The organism is Microcoleus sp. MON2_D5 (assembly GCF_036701905.1).
GTDB lineage: Bacteria > Cyanobacteriota > Cyanobacteriia > Cyanobacteriales > Microcoleaceae > Microcoleus.
Genome location: NZ_JAUBRM010000048.1, coordinates 37,233 through 57,599, shown reverse-complemented (window position 1 = coordinate 57,599; position 20,367 = coordinate 37,233). Strand labels below are relative to the sequence as shown.

The 20,367-nt window shown below is 46.6% G+C and carries 14 protein-coding genes; 9 read left to right on the top strand and 5 right to left on the bottom strand.

The annotated features are described in order from the left end of the window. Positions 1-79: 79 nt before the first annotated feature. Positions 80-3,295: a glycosyltransferase gene (locus QUA47_RS18590; protein ID WP_333431805.1), complete on the bottom strand. Its 3,216-nt coding sequence runs from the start codon at positions 3,293-3,295 to the stop codon at positions 80-82. Positions 3,296-3,436: 141 nt separating this feature from the next. Between QUA47_RS18590 and cobA the strand changes: the two genes are divergently transcribed. From cobA to QUA47_RS18555, 7 genes are all read left to right on the top strand, one after another. After that, a complete protein-coding gene (gene cobA / locus QUA47_RS18585; RefSeq protein ID WP_333431804.1) occupies positions 3,437-5,017 on the top strand; it encodes a uroporphyrinogen-III C-methyltransferase in 1,581 nt (526 codons plus the stop codon). Positions 5,018-5,332: 315 nt separating this feature from the next. After that, positions 5,333-5,662 carry a type II toxin-antitoxin system death-on-curing family toxin gene (locus tag QUA47_RS18580; RefSeq protein WP_333431803.1) on the top strand — a complete coding sequence of 110 codons (330 nt, stop codon included), beginning with the start codon at positions 5,333-5,335 and terminating at the stop codon, positions 5,660-5,662. A 317-nt stretch (positions 5,663-5,979) separates the two neighbouring features. Beyond that, positions 5,980-7,179: a tetratricopeptide repeat-containing serine protease family protein gene (locus QUA47_RS18575; RefSeq protein ID WP_333431802.1), complete on the top strand. Its 1,200-nt coding sequence runs from the start codon at positions 5,980-5,982 to the stop codon at positions 7,177-7,179. Between the two features lie 81 nt (positions 7,180-7,260). After that, positions 7,261-8,451, top strand: a complete 1,191-nt coding sequence (locus QUA47_RS18570; RefSeq protein WP_333431801.1) for a tetratricopeptide repeat-containing serine protease family protein — start codon at positions 7,261-7,263, stop codon at positions 8,449-8,451. A gap of 87 nt (positions 8,452-8,538) precedes the next feature. After that, a complete protein-coding gene (locus QUA47_RS18565) occupies positions 8,539-9,117 on the top strand; it encodes a Uma2 family endonuclease (RefSeq protein ID WP_333431800.1) in 579 nt (192 codons plus the stop codon). Positions 9,118-9,432: 315 nt separating this feature from the next. After that, positions 9,433-9,627, top strand: a complete 195-nt coding sequence (locus tag QUA47_RS18560) for a hypothetical protein (protein WP_333431799.1) — start codon at positions 9,433-9,435, stop codon at positions 9,625-9,627. Positions 9,628-9,690: 63 nt separating this feature from the next. Beyond that, the gene (locus QUA47_RS18555) at positions 9,691-9,927 is read left to right on the top strand and encodes a hypothetical protein (protein WP_333431798.1); all 237 of its coding nucleotides are present in this window, start codon (positions 9,691-9,693) and stop codon (positions 9,925-9,927) included. On the opposite strand, the gene QUA47_RS18550 is transcribed toward QUA47_RS18555, so the two are convergent. The 3 genes from QUA47_RS18550 to QUA47_RS18540 form a co-directional block, all read right to left on the bottom strand. Then, positions 9,917-10,183, bottom strand: a complete 267-nt coding sequence (locus QUA47_RS18550) for a hypothetical protein (RefSeq protein WP_333431797.1) — start codon at positions 10,181-10,183, stop codon at positions 9,917-9,919. The genes QUA47_RS18555 and QUA47_RS18550 overlap by 11 nt on opposite strands. A gap of 316 nt (positions 10,184-10,499) precedes the next feature. Continuing rightward, positions 10,500-10,880 carry a hypothetical protein gene (locus QUA47_RS18545; protein ID WP_333431796.1) on the bottom strand — a complete coding sequence of 127 codons (381 nt, stop codon included), beginning with the start codon at positions 10,878-10,880 and terminating at the stop codon, positions 10,500-10,502. Between the two features lie 432 nt (positions 10,881-11,312). Then, positions 11,313-16,463 carry a CHAT domain-containing protein gene (locus QUA47_RS18540; RefSeq protein ID WP_333431795.1) on the bottom strand — a complete coding sequence of 1,717 codons (5,151 nt, stop codon included), beginning with the start codon at positions 16,461-16,463 and terminating at the stop codon, positions 11,313-11,315. Between the two features lie 205 nt (positions 16,464-16,668). Here QUA47_RS18540 and coaE point away from each other — a divergent pair, with 205 nt between their 5' ends. Both coaE and patX read left to right on the top strand, forming a co-directional pair. Then, positions 16,669-17,406, top strand: coding sequence for a dephospho-CoA kinase (gene coaE, locus QUA47_RS18535; RefSeq protein WP_333431794.1), 738 nt, complete (start codon positions 16,669-16,671; stop codon positions 17,404-17,406). Positions 17,407-18,225: 819 nt separating this feature from the next. Further along, positions 18,226-18,435, top strand: a complete 210-nt coding sequence (gene patX / locus QUA47_RS18530) for a heterocyst-inhibiting protein PatX (protein ID WP_333407759.1) — start codon at positions 18,226-18,228, stop codon at positions 18,433-18,435. 307 nt (positions 18,436-18,742) lie between these two features. Here the strand turns inward: patX and QUA47_RS18525 are convergent, their stop codons facing one another. Further along, positions 18,743-20,149 carry a TldD/PmbA family protein gene (locus QUA47_RS18525; RefSeq protein WP_333431793.1) on the bottom strand — a complete coding sequence of 469 codons (1,407 nt, stop codon included), beginning with the start codon at positions 20,147-20,149 and terminating at the stop codon, positions 18,743-18,745. Positions 20,150-20,367: the final 218 nt, after the last annotated feature.

The following is a 20,367-nucleotide window of genomic DNA, read 5'->3' as shown; positions in this document are numbered from 1 at the left end:
GAGGTACTGGAATAATAATGAATCCTCCTGTATTTATTGTTTTAAGCACTGCCTAGCCCTTAACTGAACCGTATTGAGATTAACTTGCGATTTGTTCCAATAGCTTTTCAGCACTCTTCACGCTTTCCATATCGTAAAGTTCCCGGTTGTAAAAAACAATTTGTGCTACCAACTTTTGATGATATTGCTGAGCTCTTGCCAACATAGAACCCTGGTAACGCCTATAATTGACAACTACTTCTCTCGTTCCCAAAAAGGGAATATTGTGCTTGTGGCAGTTAACCCAAAACTCCCAATCTTCGTAACCTTCCTTCATCCCAACTTTGTACCCGCTGACCAAATCCAAAAGAGATTTGTGATAGAGTGAAGACGGGTGAATCATGTTAGATTGCTTGATATTTTCGGGAGAATACAACTCGTAACTGGGTACCATGCCATTTTCAGTGCCAAACAGTTGATAAGAACCAAATGCTACGCAAGGTACATTTGATTTTAAACATATTTCTAAAAGGTCCGTCAAGGCGTTTTTAGCTAGGATATCATCTGCATCTAAAGGCATGATGTATTCACCGTTTGCGGCTGCTATGCCCGCATTTCTCGCACTTGAAAGCCCTTGATTTGTTTGTTCTACAAGCCTAATTTGATATTGGGAATTTGCTACTATTAAATTTTGGGCAACTATGCTGGTAGTATCTAAGCTGCCGTCATTGACAATGATAATTTCCCAATTTTTGTAAGTTTGGTTAATCACGCTAGTTACTGCTTCCACCAAATAATGAGATTGATTGTAGCAGGGAATAATCACAGATACCAAAGGTCGATCTGCCAATTGTGGCGATGCTGTAACTTGTTTGACACTTTCTGATTGTAAATTAGGTGCCGAATTTCTAGCAGCTTGCAAGCTGTAAAAATAAATCTGGGGATGGACGATGGCTAATTGATTCAGATCGGTATTTTGATATTCATTTACTAACCTCGGATATCCCGACAAGTATTCTTTTTGAACAAAAATCAAGATATTCTGAGCGTACCAAGGCTCTACTTTGTCATTGTTCCATATCTTTTTTCTCAAGCAGTCAATAACTGCATAGCCGTTTTTCTGAAAGTAATAAACCCAATATTGTGGCCATTGTTCGTTAACGTGTTCGACGCCTCCTTGAAATGGTATCGCAGCAGAAAACAGAATCACCGGTGCTAGTTGAGTGAGAGAATTAACAAAGTTTTCGGCACAGGTAGCCGGCAAATGTTCGGCAACTTCCAGAGAAATTGCTAAGTCAAATTTTCTGTTTATTTGCAGCGGTTGCTTTAAATCGGCGGATTGGAACTGATTTAAAGGAATTTGTAAAATAGTGCGATCGACATAATCACCATCTATTCCCAAACAATCAGCAATTCCCAACTTGTGGAACGCAGCTAACCAACTTCCCGTACGGCAGCCCACATCTACCACACTTTTAGGTAAAATGGGTTGCAGGAAGTCTAACAGCAGGGGAATAATTTCTATAGCAGAACTGCCAGTTCCTTCTCCGATTAATTGGTGAAAATCTCTTGTATAAGAGGACTCTTGGTCTTGATTAATTTGGCTGGCTGTTTGAGAATTTATTGTCTCTAAACTGCTAATATTGTAACCGTGCAAATGTGCTGGCAACTGCCAGGAAATATTGGGATCGGGTTGATGTTTTACTGGCTCGACATTGCCCCGCCAAGCAGCCCCCATAATTTGCATTGTTTGATATACTACCGTTTGCCATCCCCTTTGCTTCAAGTAATCTAAACCTTTACCAACATCTGGAGCGGTTAAATCGTGAAATAAAATTATTGCATCTTCCTCAGCCAATTTTTCACACGCAATGGCATCATTTAATGGCCCATCACCTCCGTGTTCTCCGTCAATAAAAATTAACGACCATTCGCGGTTGAATTGAGCGGAAAATTCTTCTACTCTTTGGGGGCTATAGCCGGGTATTAGCTCGACTGATGTTTGAACGCCCGACGCATTTAGAGCACCTTGAATTGAGTCGATTACGCTTTGTCTAATGTCCTCTCTTTCTAACAGCGGATCTACGACATCTAACTCAACTCCTGCGAGGGCTAAGTGACAGGCCGACCACCCTAGCCAGCAGCCGATTTCTAATGCTTTTTTACCTTTGAATTGCAGAGCTGTATTGTAAAGGATGTGTGCTTCGTCGCGATTCAAAAACCCGATAAATGGATAGCGCTTATCTGCATACCAATTATGCGGAATTTCCCGGCGCAAGTAAGGCCAGTTACTCGCATTTGGATCGGCAATAATCATATTGGGGAAATAGGAGTCAGGTATAATTATTTGGAACCCTGGGGAAACATAATCGCCTGGTTGTAATAAATTATTTTTGTTAATTTTAGGTGCTGGCTCAGTCATTTTTGGTTCTTGAAATATTGTTATTGCTGCCTGTTTGTTAGGTTGATAACGGACGCTCATTTCCAGTATATCGCCGTCAGTTGCCATCAATTGTACTCGATCCAACTGCTGGCGGCCAGCTAAATGCAAAATGCCGATCGCCTCCTGCGGCAAGTACGGCTCCACAAAACAGCCTCGCTGCTTGTCCCAAACCGGAAAACCGTTGAATATCCAATTGCACCAAGCTGGGAGCATTTCAGTCAGATTGAACAATTCGCCACTGTAAACAGCGAGGTTGAGGGCAAATTGGTCTGTCATGACACAGCCGGATCTTTGCAATCCTTGATTGAGTTTTTCAGCCCAAATTTCCCAGTGTAAAGCATCTTTTCGGAGTGCGAAAACTCCGGCATTTAATATCGGATAACTGTAGAATTTATTAGCAATTTCTTCACCAAAGTTAGCTTCGTACTGTTGATAAACCCAGTGCCAAAATTGAGGAAGTTGCCCGTACTGCTGCAAGCTAGCCCTGTGAACTTCGGGAATAATTGCCAGCCCCCGGCGCGATGCTCCTTCAACCAACAAATTAATTGCTCTCCAGTCTTGAACCCAAGCATCCGCATCAATCCAAAGGTATATATCAAAATTAGGAAAGTATTTTCGCAAACAAGGTCTAACTAATAATCCTTTTAAATGTTGGGGAGCTTCATTTTTGCCCGGAAAGTCAAAGTCCCAATCGGGCTTTTGAATGATATTAACTTTTGTTTTGAGCCACTGCAACTGTTCGGGAGTACAGCCGAGATCGAAAAAGCCGAGCGCCACATTTTCACCCTCGGGTTTTTCCCGCACCGATAAAATAGTGCCTCGCACCAATTCAAAGTAATTTGCATCGGCGGCCGTGATGATGATAATCTGCATAAATAGCTTTTCTTATACAATAAACTGCTGACTATACCGTAGGGTGTGCCTCGGCGCGTCTTACTATAGTGTAGGGTGCGCCTCGGCGCGTCTTACTATAGGCTAGCAATATTCATAAAACTATACTATCGAGGAGGAATTGTGAAAAACCAAAAAGGGAAAGTTTATCTAGTCGGTGCGGGACCCGGAGATTGTAACTTGATGACAGTGCGATCGCACAAACTGCTATCCCAAGCCGAAGTCTTAATCTACGATGCTCTCATCGACATCCCGCAACTCGAATTAATCCCAGCAACTTGTCGGAAAATCGAAGTCGGTAAACGCGGCGGCAAACCTTCCACGCAGCAGCAAGAAATCAACCGCTTGCTGGTAGAACATTGCCAACTCGGAAAGCAAATCGTGCGCCTAAAAAGCGGCGATCCGTTTATTTTTGGTCGTTGCAGTTCCGAAATTCAAGCATTAATCACAGCGGGCTGCAACTTTGAAGTAATACCCGGAATTTCCTCCGCCCTATCCGCACCTTTACTAGCAGGAATTCCCCTCACAGATCCGGTAATGAGTCGCTGTTTTGCAGTGATGAGCGCCCATGAACCGGACGCTTTGGAATGGGAAGCATTAGTGCAGATAGAAACTTTGGTAATATTGATGGGAGGACGCAATTTAAGCGAGATCGTCTGGCAATTGCAAAAGCACGGACGATCGACCGAAACTCCGATCGCCATTATCCGAGATTGCGGCCGCCCCGAACAGCAAATTTGGCTGGGCACTCTCTCCAACATTGTACAGCAAACAGCAGGTCAATCTCTATCGCCTTGCGTGATCGTAATTGGGGAAGTAGTCAGATTGCGCGAATATCTAATTCAGCCAGAAAGCACAAATATGATCGATACACCAGTCACCGCTAACAACAGCAAATTGCCGCTAGCCGGAAAAACCATTTTAGTCACGCGATCGGTTTCTCAGTCTGCTGAATTTAGCGATCGACTCCAGCAACAAGGAGCCCGCGTTATCGAAATGCCCGCCTTAGTAATTGGGCCGCCTTCGAGTTGGGAACCATTAGACAGCGCGATCGCACAATTGTCAAGCTTTCACTGGTTAATTCTCACTTCCCACAACGCTGTAGACTGCTTTTTTCAACGATTACAAGCAAAAGGCAAAGACGCCCGCAGCTTGTTTGGCATTAAAATAGCAGTTGTCGGTAAAAAAACAGCAGAAAGTTTGCGATCGCACTCTCTACAACCAGACTTTATTCCCCCGAACTTTGTCGCCGATTCCCTAGTCGAAAACTTCCCCGATAACTTGCAAAACTGCAAGATTCTCTTTCCCAGAGTAGAAAGCGGCGGCAGAGAAGTTTTAGTTAAAGAATTCACTGCCAAAGGAGCGCAAGTAATAGAAGTGCCAGCTTACCAATCTTGCTGTCCCGAAACAATCGATCCGAGCGCCCTCTCCGCACTCCAAAATCAAGCAGTAAATATCATAACATTTGCCAGTTCCAAAACCGTACATAACTTTTGCAATCTCATACAACAAAGCCCAAAATTGTCCCTGTCTAAGGATTGGTTGGAAAGCGTTTGCATCGCATCCATCGGCCCGGAAACTTCCAAAAGCTGCCAAAATTTATTGGGTAAGTTAGATGTGGAAGCCAAAGAATATACCTTAGATGGATTGACTGAGGCGATCGTGGAATGGGTGGCAGAATATCAAAGATTGATAGGCGATTGAAACCGCTACTCTACAAAAAAAGTCCGGGCAGAGGGGGACTAATAAATATTTGGTATAATTCCTGAAGGCGAGATACCCGACTTCTTCAAGAAGTCGGGTATCTAAATCAACCAAGCTACAATAAGTTGTAAATTGGTGGTAAGATATTTAGAAAAAATATGACTGCAAAAGACCAACTTCTTCAATAACTAGACGAAGTACCAGAACCCGTGCTGCTGAAAGTGCTTGAATTTGTTCGTTCCTTAAAGACTGAGGAACAGCAAAAACTAGAATCCAAAGCAGGCCAAGCAGATCTAGATTTATCACGGGAAATAAATGACGTTTACCGTCGCTTTGCCAACTCCTCATTTTCTCATCAGCACAAGTATGTTTTTAAGTATTCACGCCAGACAGAGCGAGAGGTTTGGCGGCACTCTAGGCGTCAGAGACGAAGGTTTGTTATACTCGGCTTTGGCTCAACCGCAAGCAACTTTTGGCGGTCAATTTTTGCATCCAACAATTAGCGAACAAGCTGCCGCCTATCTCTATCAGATAGCGATGAATCATCCCTTTATTGACGGAAATAAACGAACGGCTTTTGCGGTGACAGATACCTTTTTGCGTTTAAATGCTTGCACTCGGAATTTGACGGACGATCGAGCATAGGATTTAGTCAGACGAGTCGCACGGGGAACCATGACTAAGGAAGAATTAAGCACCGAGTTTGAGTTATGTATTATTTAGTTTTAATAAGTAAGTTTGGCAGGGGGCTACATTGAGATTAAGTAAGGTGCGCCCATAAGCACCCTACAGTGAAAAAGGGAATCGAGGAACAAAAAAGCGAGTAAAATTATCACTAAAGAACAAAGCCGAGATCCTTTGCGTCAAATCAGTAATAAAACTAAACACAAAAAAGCACAAACCAACCCCGATCGCCCTTTCTTCCCGAAATCCCGCTACCCAACTACTAATTAGCAATAGCCATGAATATAAACTTTTCTCGTTATGACACCTTAACCACCCTGCTAGCAGGAACTACGGCAGCCTTAACCATAGTCATCAGCCAACCCGCGATCGCCAAAACGCCCCAAGAAGTCGCCAGCATTGCCGGGCCGCTGACAGTACAAATTAACAGTTCCCTCGGAGACGGTTCTGGCGTAATTATTGCCAAAACAGGTAAAACTTACACAGTTTTAACAGTCAACCACGTTGTAGAGAAAGCAGACGTGAAATACACCGTTCGCACGTCTAAAGGCAAAAACTATCAAGCAACCTCCGTCACCCGTTTGCAAACCGCCGAAACTGACCCGGATTTAGCCGTAGTCAAATTTGAAAGCCCCGAAGAATATCCAGTCGCGACGATCGCAGATTCCGATCAAGCCGTCATCGGCACTCAAATCTTCGTTTACGGCTATCCCGCTACGGGCGGACTTTTCGGCGCTGAACGAGAACCAGAACTCTCTCCCGGACTCGTTACCAGCCGCCCCGGCAACCGCCCGGAAGGTTACACTTTGCGGTATCAGGCAGTAACTTGGAGTGGCATGAGTGGCGGCCCAGTTTTTGACTCCGAAGGTCGAGTCATCGGTTTACACGGACAAGGGGAATTCGGTTTCGCGCAAACGAGTTCCGGCGAAGTCGCCCCGATTAAAACCGGATTTAATGCAGCAGTTCCAATCAATACATTTATCGCCAAGCTAGTGGCGGCGGGAATCAACAAATCCGAGTTGAAAGTAGACAATACTCCCCCAACGACGGGCCCGGTATCCACCGCCAATCCGCAAGACGCCCAAGCCTATTATTTTCGAGGACTTTCGCTGTTAGATCAAGGAGATGCTTTGGACGCGATCGCGGATTTCAACAGAGCACTCGCTTTCAAGCCCAAATACACCCCTGAATTGTATTTTAATATCGGTAATGCCCGCACTTTATACGTCGCCCTACTCGATCCCGCATTGGACAACGGCCGCCATCCAAACCCTATTGAAGCATACACGCTGGCGATCGCAGCCAATCCCGGTTTTGCCGACGCCTACTACAACAGAGCTTTAGCTTACCTTGTAAAACAAGACAAACCCAAAGCAATTGCCGACTTTCAAAAAGCCGCAGAACTTTACAAGCAAGGCGGCAGAACAAGTGCCTATCAAGACGCGCTCAACCGAATCAAACAATTGCAGGAGAATTAGAATTTAAGAATTAAGAATTAAAACGATCGATCGCCCTAAATCCGCAAATTCTCCCTACCCAACTACAAATTACCAACAGCCATGAATATAAACTTTTCTCGTTATGACACCTTAACCACCCTGCTAGCAGGAACTACGGCAGCCTTAACCATAGTCATCAGCCAACCCGCGATCGCCAAAACGCCCCAAGAAGTCGCCAGCATTGCCGGGCCGCTGACAGTACAAATTAACAGTTCCCTCGGAGACGGTTCTGGCGTAATTATTGCCAAAACAGGTAAAACTTACACAGTTTTAACAGTCAACCACGTTGTAGAGAAAGCAGACGTGAAATACACCGTTCGCACGTCTAAAGGCAAAAACTATCAAGCAACCTCCGTCACCCGTTTGCAAACCGCCGAAACTGACCCGGATTTAGCCGTAGTCAAATTTGAAAGCCCCGAAGAATATCCAGTCGCGACGATCGCAGATTCCGATCAAGCCGTCATCGGCACTCAAATCTTCGTTTACGGCTATCCCGCTACGGGCGGACTTTTCGGCGCTGAACGAGAACCAGAACTCTCTCCCGGACTCGTTACCAGCCGCCCCGGCAACCGCCCGGAAGGTTACACTTTGCGGTATCAGGCAGTAACTTGGAGTGGCATGAGTGGCGGCCCAGTTTTTGACTCCGAAGGTCGAGTCATCGGTTTACACGGACAAGGGGAATTCGGTTTCGCGCAAACGAGTTCCGGCGAAGTCGCCCCGATTAAAACCGGATTTAACGCAGCAGTTCCCATCAATACATTTATCGGGAAGCTTGTGGCGGCGGGAATCAACAAATCCGAGTTGAAAGTAGACAATACTCCCCCAACCAGCGGCCCGGTATCCACCGCCAATCCGCAAGATGCCCAAGCTTATTATTTTCGAGGACTTTCGCTGTTAGATCAAGGAGATGCTTGGGAGGCGATCGCGGATTTCAACAGAGCACTCGCTTTCAAGCCCAAATATACCCCTGAATTGTATTTTAATATCGGTAATGCCAGCACTTTCCTCACCGCCGGCTTGCCCGAACTCGAACCCACACGCGGTTCTACTGCTATTCAAGCATACACGCGGGCGATCGAAGCTAATTCCGGTTTTGCCGACGCCTACTACAACCGAGCTTTAGCTTACCTGGAGAACAAAAACCAACCGAAAGCAATTGCCGACTTTCAAAAAGCAGCAGAACTTTACAAACAAGGCGGAAGAACCAGCGCCTATCAAGACGCGCTCAACAGAATCAAACAATTGCAGTAGAATTAGAAGTTAACAATTAAGAATTAAAAATGGGATTATTCATTTTTAATTCTTAATCAACTTTATACAAACAGCAGGTAAATAACAATGACTGCTATCACCTTAAACCTCAATTCCATTATCAAACTAACTTCGGAACAGTTTTATCAACTGTGTGAAGAAAACCCGGAGTTGAAACTTGAACGGAACGCCAACGGAGAATTAATTGTCATGCCACCAACCGGAGGAGAAACGGGAAAAAGCAACTCAACAGCGAATGCTCAAATCTGGACGTGGAACGATCGAACTGAACTCGGAGAAGTGTTTGATTCCTCCACAGGGTTTACTCTGCCCAATAAAGCAGATCGCTCTCCTGATGTCTCGTGGGTAGAAAAAGCCCGCTGGGAAGCTTTGACACCCGAACAAAAAGACAAATTTATCCCCTTGTGTCCTGATTTTGTAATCGAGTTTCTTTCTCCGAGTGACAGATTGACAAAGACTCAGGAAAAAATGCAAGAATATATGGAAAATGGCTGCCGTTTGGGTTGGCTGATTAACCGCAAAAAACGGGAAGTTGAAATTTATCGCCCCGGTCAAGATGTGGAAGTTTTACAATCTCCTCTCACCCTTTCTGGGGAAAATGTTTTGCCGGGATTTGTTCTCAATTTGCAAAAAATTTGGAATTAGCAGAATTCAATTTTGACTTATTATTATATCATCTTCCATAAAATAACCGTTACCATTTCGTAGTGAGGAATGCAAGTCCGAGCGAGTTGGATTAGGACTCTGGGTTCTCACTACGAACCAATTTTGTTCTACTCTTTCGAGTAGACATAATATTAGCTGAAAATTTGATAAAATTGTAATTCCCCATAAAATTAACAGGCTCGAATTAGGGTTCAAACAATTCAAGCTAAAAATGTCACATTAGAAGAATTAAAAACACTTTTTGGCCTGCCACTTGTCACAGACGACCAATTTTTCCGATAATGGCAAGACGAGTTGCCAGAAATTAGCGCTTTTCAAAAACGACAGCTAGATCAGATTAAAGCGGGTTACTTCAACTTGTTGGAGTATCCGCCGATGCGGGAAAAAACTATTAGTTTGTCGAGCGTCTCTCCGCTGTTATTTGCAGGCGAGTTTTATCTGCATCCTTTCTACATTAAGCCAGAAAAATCCGTCGAAATTTGCGAATAAAATGAAGGCCTTATCATCAAAGGCAGCCTCGATACTTTAGTTTTAAAAGAGCAGTTGTGGCTGATGGTAATAGAATCGAAGCGAGTTTCATTTTCGATCGAAGCAGGCTTGGCGCAAATCTTAGCTTATAGGCTGGCAAATCCCAGCCCGGAGAAACCTAATTACGGCATGATTGCTACAGGTTGCAGTTTCATATTTGTTAAATTAGTCAAAGGAGAATTACCTCGATATAGCACATCTGATTTATTTGGAATTAGCAATCGCACGACTGGGGGGGTGACAAAGAGGTTTAGGAGATAGACGCAATCAGGGTTGCAGCCCGTATCCCCTGTTGATAAAAGCGACGTTTATTTCGAGTTAACTTCATTAATTCTTGGATTTCTAAGGAATGCCGATCGAGATAATTTACCCACTGCTCTCCATCCTTACCAACGCCAAATGTGCTCCGCCTTCGGTATTTTTTGCGCTTGTGTTTAAGGCGAGATACATATTTTTGGACCTGCTTTTTAGGAATTTCAGTGCCTTGAAATATCGCCGAAGTGTAGACGAGCACCATTAGCAGAATCATCTTAATTAGTCTATCTCCCCTTAAACCACTCCCTTCTAGATTATAACCTCCTGTCTTACAGTCAAGGGAACATTTCTTCAATTCCCATTCGCTGTTTATAAGCTGCGACCGCTACTGGTAACGAGCCTAAATCTGTCAAAATAAACCAGGCGTCTTTTACTTTCTTTCCCCGATATTTGCGTTTCCATTTACAAGCAATATCAAATCCTGCTAGTGGCAGAGTTTTTCTGACCCTTACTCCTTGAAAATATAACGAAGTTCCTGGTACTACTCCCAATTGGTCTAAACGTTGCCAGATTAAGTTTTATGTTTCCAGACAATGATTCTTTTTTAGCCTTAAACAAAAAGATACACCCATTGCCTTGAGACAGTTTCCCCAGTCTACTGAACAAAATTCACGCTCGCCTAAAACAATAAGTTTATATTCTTTAAATAATGGTAAAACTTGTTGTAGAGCAAGAGTTTGTTCTTGTAAGTTACTGCTTCCTAATTTGGGTAACAAACACCAGTATAAGGGGATGGCTCTTTTCTGCCAGATCAGGGCGATCGTAAAAAGATTGATACAGCCCCATTGAGTCCGATCTATGGCAACTGATATGGTTTGTCCCACAGAGCAATAAGTTGTTAACCAATAAGTGATTAAGGGAAACCAAATTAGTGCGATCGTTAATTGAGGTATTTCCAAAAATCTCTGCAATTTGCGACGCCGACTTTCAGTTGTAATTGGATAGGGAAATAAGGAGTGCGAGCCGTTCTAATCTCACTTGTTTCTCGGATTGTATCAAAGAGAGCAAGATTGTGAGTAGAATAAATTGGGTCTGGGTCAGTTGTTTTTGTAAGTGGGTCTGATAAAATGTTGGTAACATATTTTTTGAGATAGGCTAGCGTGTAACAACACAGGCTGCCTATCTTTTTTTACCACAAATCAGCCCACCCTTTACCCCCTCTGGGTTTCAGGCGGGTTGTCACCCCCCCAGATCGCACGAATAATTTACATGATGTACTCCGAATCCTCAAAGGCTTGAGTCAAATCGCAGCTAGCAATTAATCATGAGTCATAAGTCATTAGTTATTAGTGAGTTTGAACATCGCACCCTGATTCCTTCCTGCTTCAGAATTACCAAGGCGAACCGATCATGGTAAAAGCAGCCCAATAATAAGGATGCGAGAAATTTCGATCGCCCCTGGTGGTCAACTCCGACGGCAAAGGCAGAGCTTCATAGTTGCCCGATCGCACCAAATAACCATCTTGCAACCGCACTTCTCCCCGCAGCATCGCCAACTGCGCTTGCCGCAAAGCCTCAGCCTTAATCGGCGCTGTACGCAACTCCTGGTAAAACTCAGTCATCAGCCCCAAAGTAGCGACATCGCTGACATACCACAAACTCGCCAAAGCAGATTTTACCCCCGCGTGTACCGCCAACCCTGCAAACCCCAACTCAGCTTGTTCGTCTCCCACCGCCGTAGTACACGCACTCAAAACCAACAACTCCACCTGCGGGTTAGATAGCTTCAACTGCTCCAACTGATTCAACTGCAACTTAGTATCCCAAAACTGAATGTAAGAATTTTCCGCCCCCCCAGGCTGAAAATCCCCGTGAGTAGCTAAATGAATAATTTTGTATTGCGGTTGATTGCGCTTGTTCTTCAAATTTGCCAAAGTAAAAGCTTCATTGAGAAAAGACGAACCCGGCCAAATCTTGCCGACAATTGTCGATATTTCCAGCGGCACCGCAGGCAAAGGATTTTGATCGTATTTGGCAGGAAAATTCGACGCACCCATCGCTAACACTTCAGAACCCTTAACATCGGCATAGCGAGTATCAGTTAAACTCAAACTCGGAATCAGCCCCAAACTGTACTTTTCTACCAAAAACTGCTTGCCGTCGTAAAGAGCAGCCAAAGGCAAAGTTCGCAAACCGGCGTCCATCGAAAACACCAAAGTGTCAATCTTGTTAGCCTCCAATTCCGGTTGCAGCGGTGCAATTAACCACTGGTAAAGTTGCTCGGCAGGTTCCTTGTAATTAGCAGCATTCAATCTCCTAGGAGTTCTGATAGCATTAGTGAATTTTTTAGCAACTTGCAGCACTGTCTCGCGGCTTGCAGGCACGCTTTTAAAAACATTTTTGCCGTCTGGCAATAACAACACAAGTTCTAAATGTTTTTCTTTCGCCCATACGTAAAGGATCGCGGGTTTAACCCCAGTCAACCGATTGACGCTGCTGAGAGTATCTCGAATACTTTGCTGCGTGACTGACTTTTCAGTGAGATTACCCCCAAAGTAACGTTCAAATTCCCGGCCCTGAGTTCTATCCCTTTGCTGCACTGCGTCGATCGGACTTATTTGCGCGATCGAACTCGATCGAGAAATCTCAGGAACCCTCACATTCCCGATACTTTCTGCACTCACCGCACTCGCAGGCTTCTGTGGAGTTGTTGCCACGCTGCCGTTTTCTGTCGTCGCAGGCGCGCCCAAATTGTCTGTTAACACCGACGGCGCCAGCACTACCGAGGAGCCGGCCGCAGTCTCGTTGGGCCGCGCATCAACAGACGCAGCAGCAGGTTCTGGCGAGACATTTGTGGTACTGCCCTTTGGCACCGACGCTGCGGGAGGGAGACTCACCTGAGTCACAATTTGTTGAGAATTGTCTGTAGTTTTCAGTTCCACGCTGCTAGTTGGTGCCGGACTCGACACGATCGCCAGCGGCCCGATCGCAGTTGAGGAGGTGGCAGTGTTCGACTTCGAGTTTCCCGTCCCAACAGTCGCCGCCGTGCAGGTTCCCGACGGGCAAGTGCTTTGCAGCAGCGTCTGTGAACCCGATTGAGCCAGCCCGTCTGTAGAAATGCTGACCTGGGCGCGCTCAGCAGCCGTTCCTGTTCCCGCAGCCCGAAATGCTCCCCCAGCTTCGATTGCCACATCGCCGCCGGTATTGCCACGAGCTTTGATCGAAACAACTTCAATATCTTTGTTCCCGGTAATTTGGCTCGAACCGGCACTTCCCGATTGCGAACTCGAGTTGATCACCCCTGTAACGATCCGGCCCGGCGCCGCAATCGAAATATCTCCCCCGCTTCTGGCACCAAAAGCATCGATGTTGCCGGTTTCTACCGCACCGGCGCTGCGAATAGTGATAGGGCCCGCCACCCCGGAAGTTGAGCGAGATGAAACCGTACCAGCAGTCAACTTGCCTTGACTGGTAGTGATGTTAATCCCCGCAGTCGAGGTAAGGTCTCCGACGGCTACAGTACCGCCCATCAGAGAGATCGTGGCGTTATCAGTGCCGACGATCGCACTCGTTCCCACGATCGCGCCTGCGCCATTGGGCGATCGAATCGTCGTCGGATCTTGAAATGTCACCGCCACTGGCGTTGAATTCGGCGTTGAATTTGGCGTTCCAGAAGGAATCGAAATCAGACCGCTACCGTCAGCGCGGCCGATCGCGATCGAAGCAAACCCATTCCGAAAAGTGTTCAATTCAGCAGCAGTCAAGTTCAGAGCTTCTGTATCGTCAGAACCTTGAATTATAATGTTTTGGCTTGGATCGGCCGGTTGCAACACCAGATTGCCGTTGCTGGCGATCGAATTTTTGTCACCCCTCAAATCAATTTCGTTGCCCGTCAGGGTAATATCTCCCCCTGTTTGCGAGTCGCCAGCTTCGATCGCCCCTGCAGTGACTCCATTGCGCCCCGTCAGCGTCACATTCCCCGCGCGATCGCCCCTTGTGTCAATCGCCCCCGCAGTCACCGTGCCCTGTGCGGTAACACTAACATCTCCCGCCGAATTGCCTGAATCTTCGGAAGAATTGACAGAAGTGTTGATGGTGCGGGAAGTTCCAGTAAGTAGCCGACCGGTTGTGACATTGCCTGCGGTGCTGACGATGCGAATTTCCTGATTGTTGGTAGTGATATTTCCGGTTCTGATATTGCCGTCAGCTTTGAGAGTAATTGAGGCATTGTCGGCCGCCGTCAAGGAATTTGTGGTAGTGATTGTTCCCAAACCCGCTGGCGATTGAATAATTAGCGGATCGTAAAATGTGAAATCGTTGGCAATGAGAATTGAACCGATACCGTTGCTGCGGCCGATCGTAATTCCAGCAAACCCATTTTCCAAACTTCCGAGGTCGCTTGCCGTCAGATTCAAATAAATATTAGTACCGACATCTCCAGAACCGCCGATCGCAATATTTTGACCGGGACTCCAAGGTTGCAGTACCAAAAAGCCAGTACCGCTGACCGAATTTTTTTCGCCTTTGAAATTAATTTCATTACCAGTCAAAGTAATGTTTCCCGAGCCCCCTGCGACGAAGCTCACTCCCAGAACATTCCGAGCCGTCACAGTTACATTTCCCGCCGCTTCCCGGCCGCTGGCATCAATTTTTTGGGCTGTTACGTTCAGGCCTTCGAGTAAAATATTCCCGCTGGTTCCGGTGCTAGGATTGGATGAAGAAATATCGTTTGCAACTGTCGAACCCTGACTAATCAAACTAATATTTCCGCCGTTACTCGACAAATTGCCCGCAGTAATTTGATTTCCCGAAATCGCGATCGCACCGCCAGCCGTGCTAATTGTATCGGCCGCATTCATCGAAAAAGCACCCGCACCATTGCGATCGGCATCTGCCCTCAATGTTACCGAACCAGTAGTTGCTTGAAAGCTCAACTGATTGTCCGCCAAATCAGCAATTGTAATATCATTGAGCGCTTCGAGAACCACATTTGACGTAGCCGACATACTTTCCAAAGCTCTAGCCGAAATTGTCAGCGAAGGCTCAGAATTGTTTTGCTGTCCTGGTAGCGTTTCTGTTGCCAAAATATTATTGTCGGCAATTATTTCGGCATCGCCCCCACGTTGTAGGGAATCTGTAATTAAAATATTGTATGGATCTAACAGCAAAGTCCCCAAACCGTTGGTCCCAGAGGTATCAACAGTACCGTTAAAAATCAATCTTTGCTTGCCCGAAACTTCCACAAACCCCCCAACACCTGCGGTTCCCGTTGCAGAAACGCCATTTGCGCTGATGCTGCCCAAAAATGCTGTTGTGTTGTCAGCCCAGACAACAACTCTGCCGCCATTGCCTGATTGAGTGGCGTTGGCAGCGATCGAACTTTTGCCATCCACGTAAGTCATCCTGGCATTCGGCACAGTTCCCTCGCCTCGGTAATCTCCCCCGATCCGCACCGTTCCGCCGCCGTCGGGTCCAGAAGCCTCAATCTTCGCTCCCAACAGCCCTACCTTGTCGCCCAACACGTTGACGCTTCCTCCCGCGCCCCCCGTAGCAGACACGTCCGCAGATCCCGCTACCAGCGCAGTTCCAGCACCTCCTGGCACTGTTTGGCCGCCTGTGAGCACAACTTCACCTTGAGCGTTCGTAGTTATACCCGTAGCGTTAGCCACGCCGGGACCCGACAGCAGCCCTGGTAAACTCTGGGGAGAGAAGGGAACAGCTTCCGAACCCGACATTCCGGCTGCTGGAGAAACTTCTAAACTCAGCAAAAGTCCGTTTTGACTGAACCGCACGAGATTTTTGCCCGGGACAGCCGCCACAGTAATTTGACCGCCCGGGGCTGAAAGTTGCCCTGTACTGATGACCGTGCCGCCCAGCAAAGTCAAATTTTGCCCGGTTCCGACAGCCAAGTTACCGGCATTGACAATACTCGCGGGCTGTGAGCCAAAAACAAAAGCATTCGGCGCTCCGACTAGGGCTGGGTAGTCGTTCGCGCCTGTACCGTTGAACCAACGGTCGTCAAAACCGATACCGCTAGCGGTGGTAGCCAAAAAAGACCCGGACACGTCGAGTCGGGCATTCGTTCCAAAAATAATCCCTGCGGGATTCATCAGCAACAAGTTAGAATTGCCGCCAGTAACTTGAATGAGACCGTTAATTAAGGAAGCGTCCCCGCCGACAACGCGGCCGAGGATATTTTTAACGGTTGGGTTGGAGATGAAATTGGCAGTTTCGCCAGAATTCAGACCGAACCGAGTAAAACTGTGGAACAGATTTGCTCCGTCTCTGGAGGGAGTGCCGCCCTTAATGTCGTAGCGGGGGGGCGACCCTGTACCTGGGGCGGTGACAGCGGTTCCGGTGCCGTCTGGGGCTGAAATAATAGATTGTGCCGCAGCAATTTGAGATTGGGGATAAATTGCCACGAGTATCCATCCCCTGCTGTTTTCTTTGAGCAAAACCAGGTTGGGGAAAAAATCTAATATCAAAAATCCAGCAAGGGGAATTGCTGCCAGAATCGACCGCACAGCACGTTGAGCATTCATAAGTTTGCCTCGGTCTAGACCTTCATTCGAGTTTAAAATTGAGATTTTAGGTAAAAAAGAGTCGATCGCACCCCAATCCTGACACTTACTAACGCGAACTCTCGATCGCAAATCTTAAATTTTAAGTCTAAATTTGATTGTGTCACCAACATAGCAAAGACTGACAGTAAGTGTCGAAACACAGGAAGTTTAAACAGAGAAAATTATGAGCGATCGAATTGTCCGTCTGATCGGTTTAACTGGGGGCATCGCCACCGGTAAAACCGCTATATCTAATTATCTGGCAGATGCCTGTGGATTTCCGATTTTAGATGCCGATATTTACGCCCGCGAAGCTGTGAACCCCGGTTCGCCAATACTTGACTCTATTGTAGAACGATACGGCGCCGGTATTTTGCTCCCGGACGGCACTTTAAATCGGCCGGAGTTGGGAAGTATTATTTTTTGTAACGCAGCGGAGCGGCAGTGGTTGGAACAACAGATTCACCCTTACGTGCGCCGCCGATTTGTTGAGGAAACTCAAAGCTGCATTGCTGCATTGACTCCGGTATCTCAGGACACACAGAATTTAGGTACAAAAACTCAAGAAACCAAGTTTTTTCACCGCGATCAAAAGCTAGAACGAAGTATTGTTGAAACAAACTCCGCTTTCTGCGCCCCCACTGACACGTTGACTTTGGTTTTAGTAGTGCCACTGTTGTTTGAAGCTAATATGACTGACTTGTGTACCGAAATTTGGGTCGTGTACTGTTCACCCGAAGTGCAGTTAGAACGACTAATGCAGCGAGACGGCTTGAGTTACGATCGAGCTCAGGCCCGCATTAACACTCAGTTGCCGCTAGCTCAAAAATGTCAACAAGCTGATGTTATTTTGGACAACTCGTCAACCCTTGAGTCGCTATTCCTGCAGGTAGATGTGCAAGTCAGTCGCTGTGAGATTTGATATTTGAGATTGACTCCGCGATATCAGTTTTAAAACCAGTTTTTTTACTCCCTGCGCGCCAGTTCGATTTGAGAGTTGAGATTTGAGATTGACTCCACGATTTTGTGAACGGGTTTTTTTTCCCCAACCGCTTTCGACTCCTCCTTCGGAGTGGCGCGTAACCGCTCTTGTCACAAAGCCAGAGAAGAAAAGATCGGAAAAGATCGGCAAAAATCAGAAAAAATCAAAGGTTCACAATTTATTTAAAAATACAATAGCAATCATTTATGAAGTTAATGTGAAAAATGAGGCAGTGCCCGCTTTAAGGAATCTCATTCACCAAGATATTTATATGTAAGCTGCTGATGGCGCGCCTGGGTACTTTCCTGTTGTGTCTTTAATCCCCGGGTTGCCGCTTCAACTAAATAAATTATGAAGTCAATCATAAAAGTAGTAAAACTTTACAATTGGCGGTTTTCGTTTCCTTGTTGGAAGCCCCTTTCAAGAGGATTCCAGGGGTCATATCATTTTAGATTTTAGATTTTAGATTTGGGAATGATTTATAACTACCAGGGTTGGGAAGACGGGCATAGAAGAGTAGCATTATTTTTTTGAACAGGGTCTTGAATTCTGCTGGTTGCCCGCAAGTAGCAGAGAACTAGAAATTACCAGCGAACCAGCGAGCTAGATGATGGATTTCACCAGCTTTTAACCAAAACTCAAAAAAATTGTAGGTGCGGTCACTTACTAATTGAGGATTTCGTCACAATTATTTTTTTTATCCTGATAGCAGAGTGCAGACTGCGTATCAAGAAGGGGAAAATACAAACACCAAAATTTATGATGCGCGTTTACTCTTCCATCCTGATGTCAAGCCTGTTACTGACTGCTGGCGCAGTTAATGCTCAAAGCTTAGAAACTCGATCGACCTTTTTTGCTCAAGACAACTCTGCTCCCGAAATTTTAACCACTCTAGCCGACACTCCGACCTTTGACGCAGATGCAGATAACGATAAAAATGAGGCGCCAGACCGAGGCAAGGGGAGATAAAGCAGAAAAAAGCAATAATTGCAGGGAATTAGGGGGAGAATGGGAGAATTAAAAATTGGGATAAGAAGAGAAAAATTGAAGATTTCGATTTATTAATTGGGGACTTACGTACTGCGTAGCAAAAAACCGATTTTTTAGCGGTATTTGACGACTCAAGGCATAATTGTTCGCTATTGGGGTTTTTTTGCCCAATCTCGTCACAACATCAGACACCACAAACGGGCGCGAAATGTTGCACTCAAAAAATAAAGGTAAAGCGCGAGTAGGAATCTGGCGCTTTACCTTTATTTTTTAAACTTTTGAAGCTTTAATCTTCTTCCGCAGCTTCGCCACCAACAACGACATCGCGAATCCGCAAACTCGGGCCGCCGCAGCCCACGGGCAAACCGCTTTGTCCTGCTTTGCCGCAGCCGCCGGATTCATCCCAGTAGAAATCGTCGCCGATCGCCTCAATATCGGCTAAAGTGCTGAAAACATTACCCGAAAGGGTAACATCCCGCACCGGATTGTCTAGTTTTCCGTCGCGGATCATCCAAGCTTCGCCGGCACTGAAAGTAAACATCTCGCCGTTAGTCATGCCGCCTTGCCAATTGCGCGCATAAACTCCTTCTTTGATACCAGAAAATAAGTCAGCAACTGGCGTGTCACCCCGTTCGATCCAAGTATTCGTCATGCGGACGATCGGCGGATAGTGATAATTCAAACAGCGAGCATTGCCAGTAGGCGTTTCTCCCAATTTGCCCGCAGTTTCCCGCGAGTGCAGCCGTCCGACTAAAGCACCGTCTTTAATTAACTGAGTAGTAGTCGCCGGAGTGCCTTCATCGTCGTAGAAATAGCTGCCCCGGTGTCCCTCTGGCGCTGCACCGTCGAAAATTTGCAAGTTTTTGGGACCGAACTGGCGACCCAGGGTCATAATTTCCAAGATGTCGGGATTTTCGTAGGCCATGTCGGCTTCGGAAAGGTGTCCGAAGGCTTCGTGGACGAACAATCCGGTCAAAATTGGGTCAATGACGACGGTGTAGGTGTTGCCTTGGACGGGGGGTAAGGCTAGGGAATCTACGGCTCTCTGGGCGGCGCTGCGAACTTGAACATCGAGATCGGTTAAATCTTCGTAAGCTTTGCGGGAACCAGTGGTTTCGCGGCCGGTTTGTACGGTTTCCCCGCTGCGGGCTGTGGCGGCAAAGCGCATTTCCATGTCTGCCCAACCTTGTTCGAGCATGGTGCCTTCGGAGGTGGCGAGGATCATCCGCTGGGTGCTGTCGCCGTAGCGCACGGAGATTGTGGCGATGCGGGGGTCAATGCTGCGGAGAATCGCCGCGTAGCGATCGCACAATTGCTTTTTGTCAATTAGGGGAACCAGACGGGGGTCTGTTCCTGTCAGCGGCAGCAAGCAAATGTCTTGTATTGGGGTAACTGGCGCCAGAATCGTTTCTTCTTCCCCGATCAGTTTGGCTGCGGCGATGGCTTCTTCGATTCTTTCGGCGAGGGTGGAAAGTCGGTTAAAACTGGCAAAGCCCCAGCCACCTTTGTGACAAGCTCTGACTTGGCCGCCAATTGAGACTCCTTCGCTGAGGGTTTCAATTTTTTCGCCCCGCAGCAGGATGTCGGTGCCTTCGGCTTCTTCCAGTCGAATTGCCAGATAATCGACTTGGTGACGGTAGCGTGCCATTAAGTCTGACAGCAGATTTTTCGAGTCGGCGATCGAGGTGGGCATAAGGAAAGCACGGTGTTTAACTTACTTCATTTTGCACTTTTGTCAGGGCGATCGTGCAAAATATCGCCCCAAGCGCGGAGATTGCGGCTTATTGGTACGGTTCTGCCAATATCGTTAGTTGACAAATGTGGATATCCTGTGAGTTAGGAGGAAGGTGCAAGAAATTATGCGGGATTTTTCGATCGTGCTAGTGCTTGACTCCTAACTCCTGAACTTTC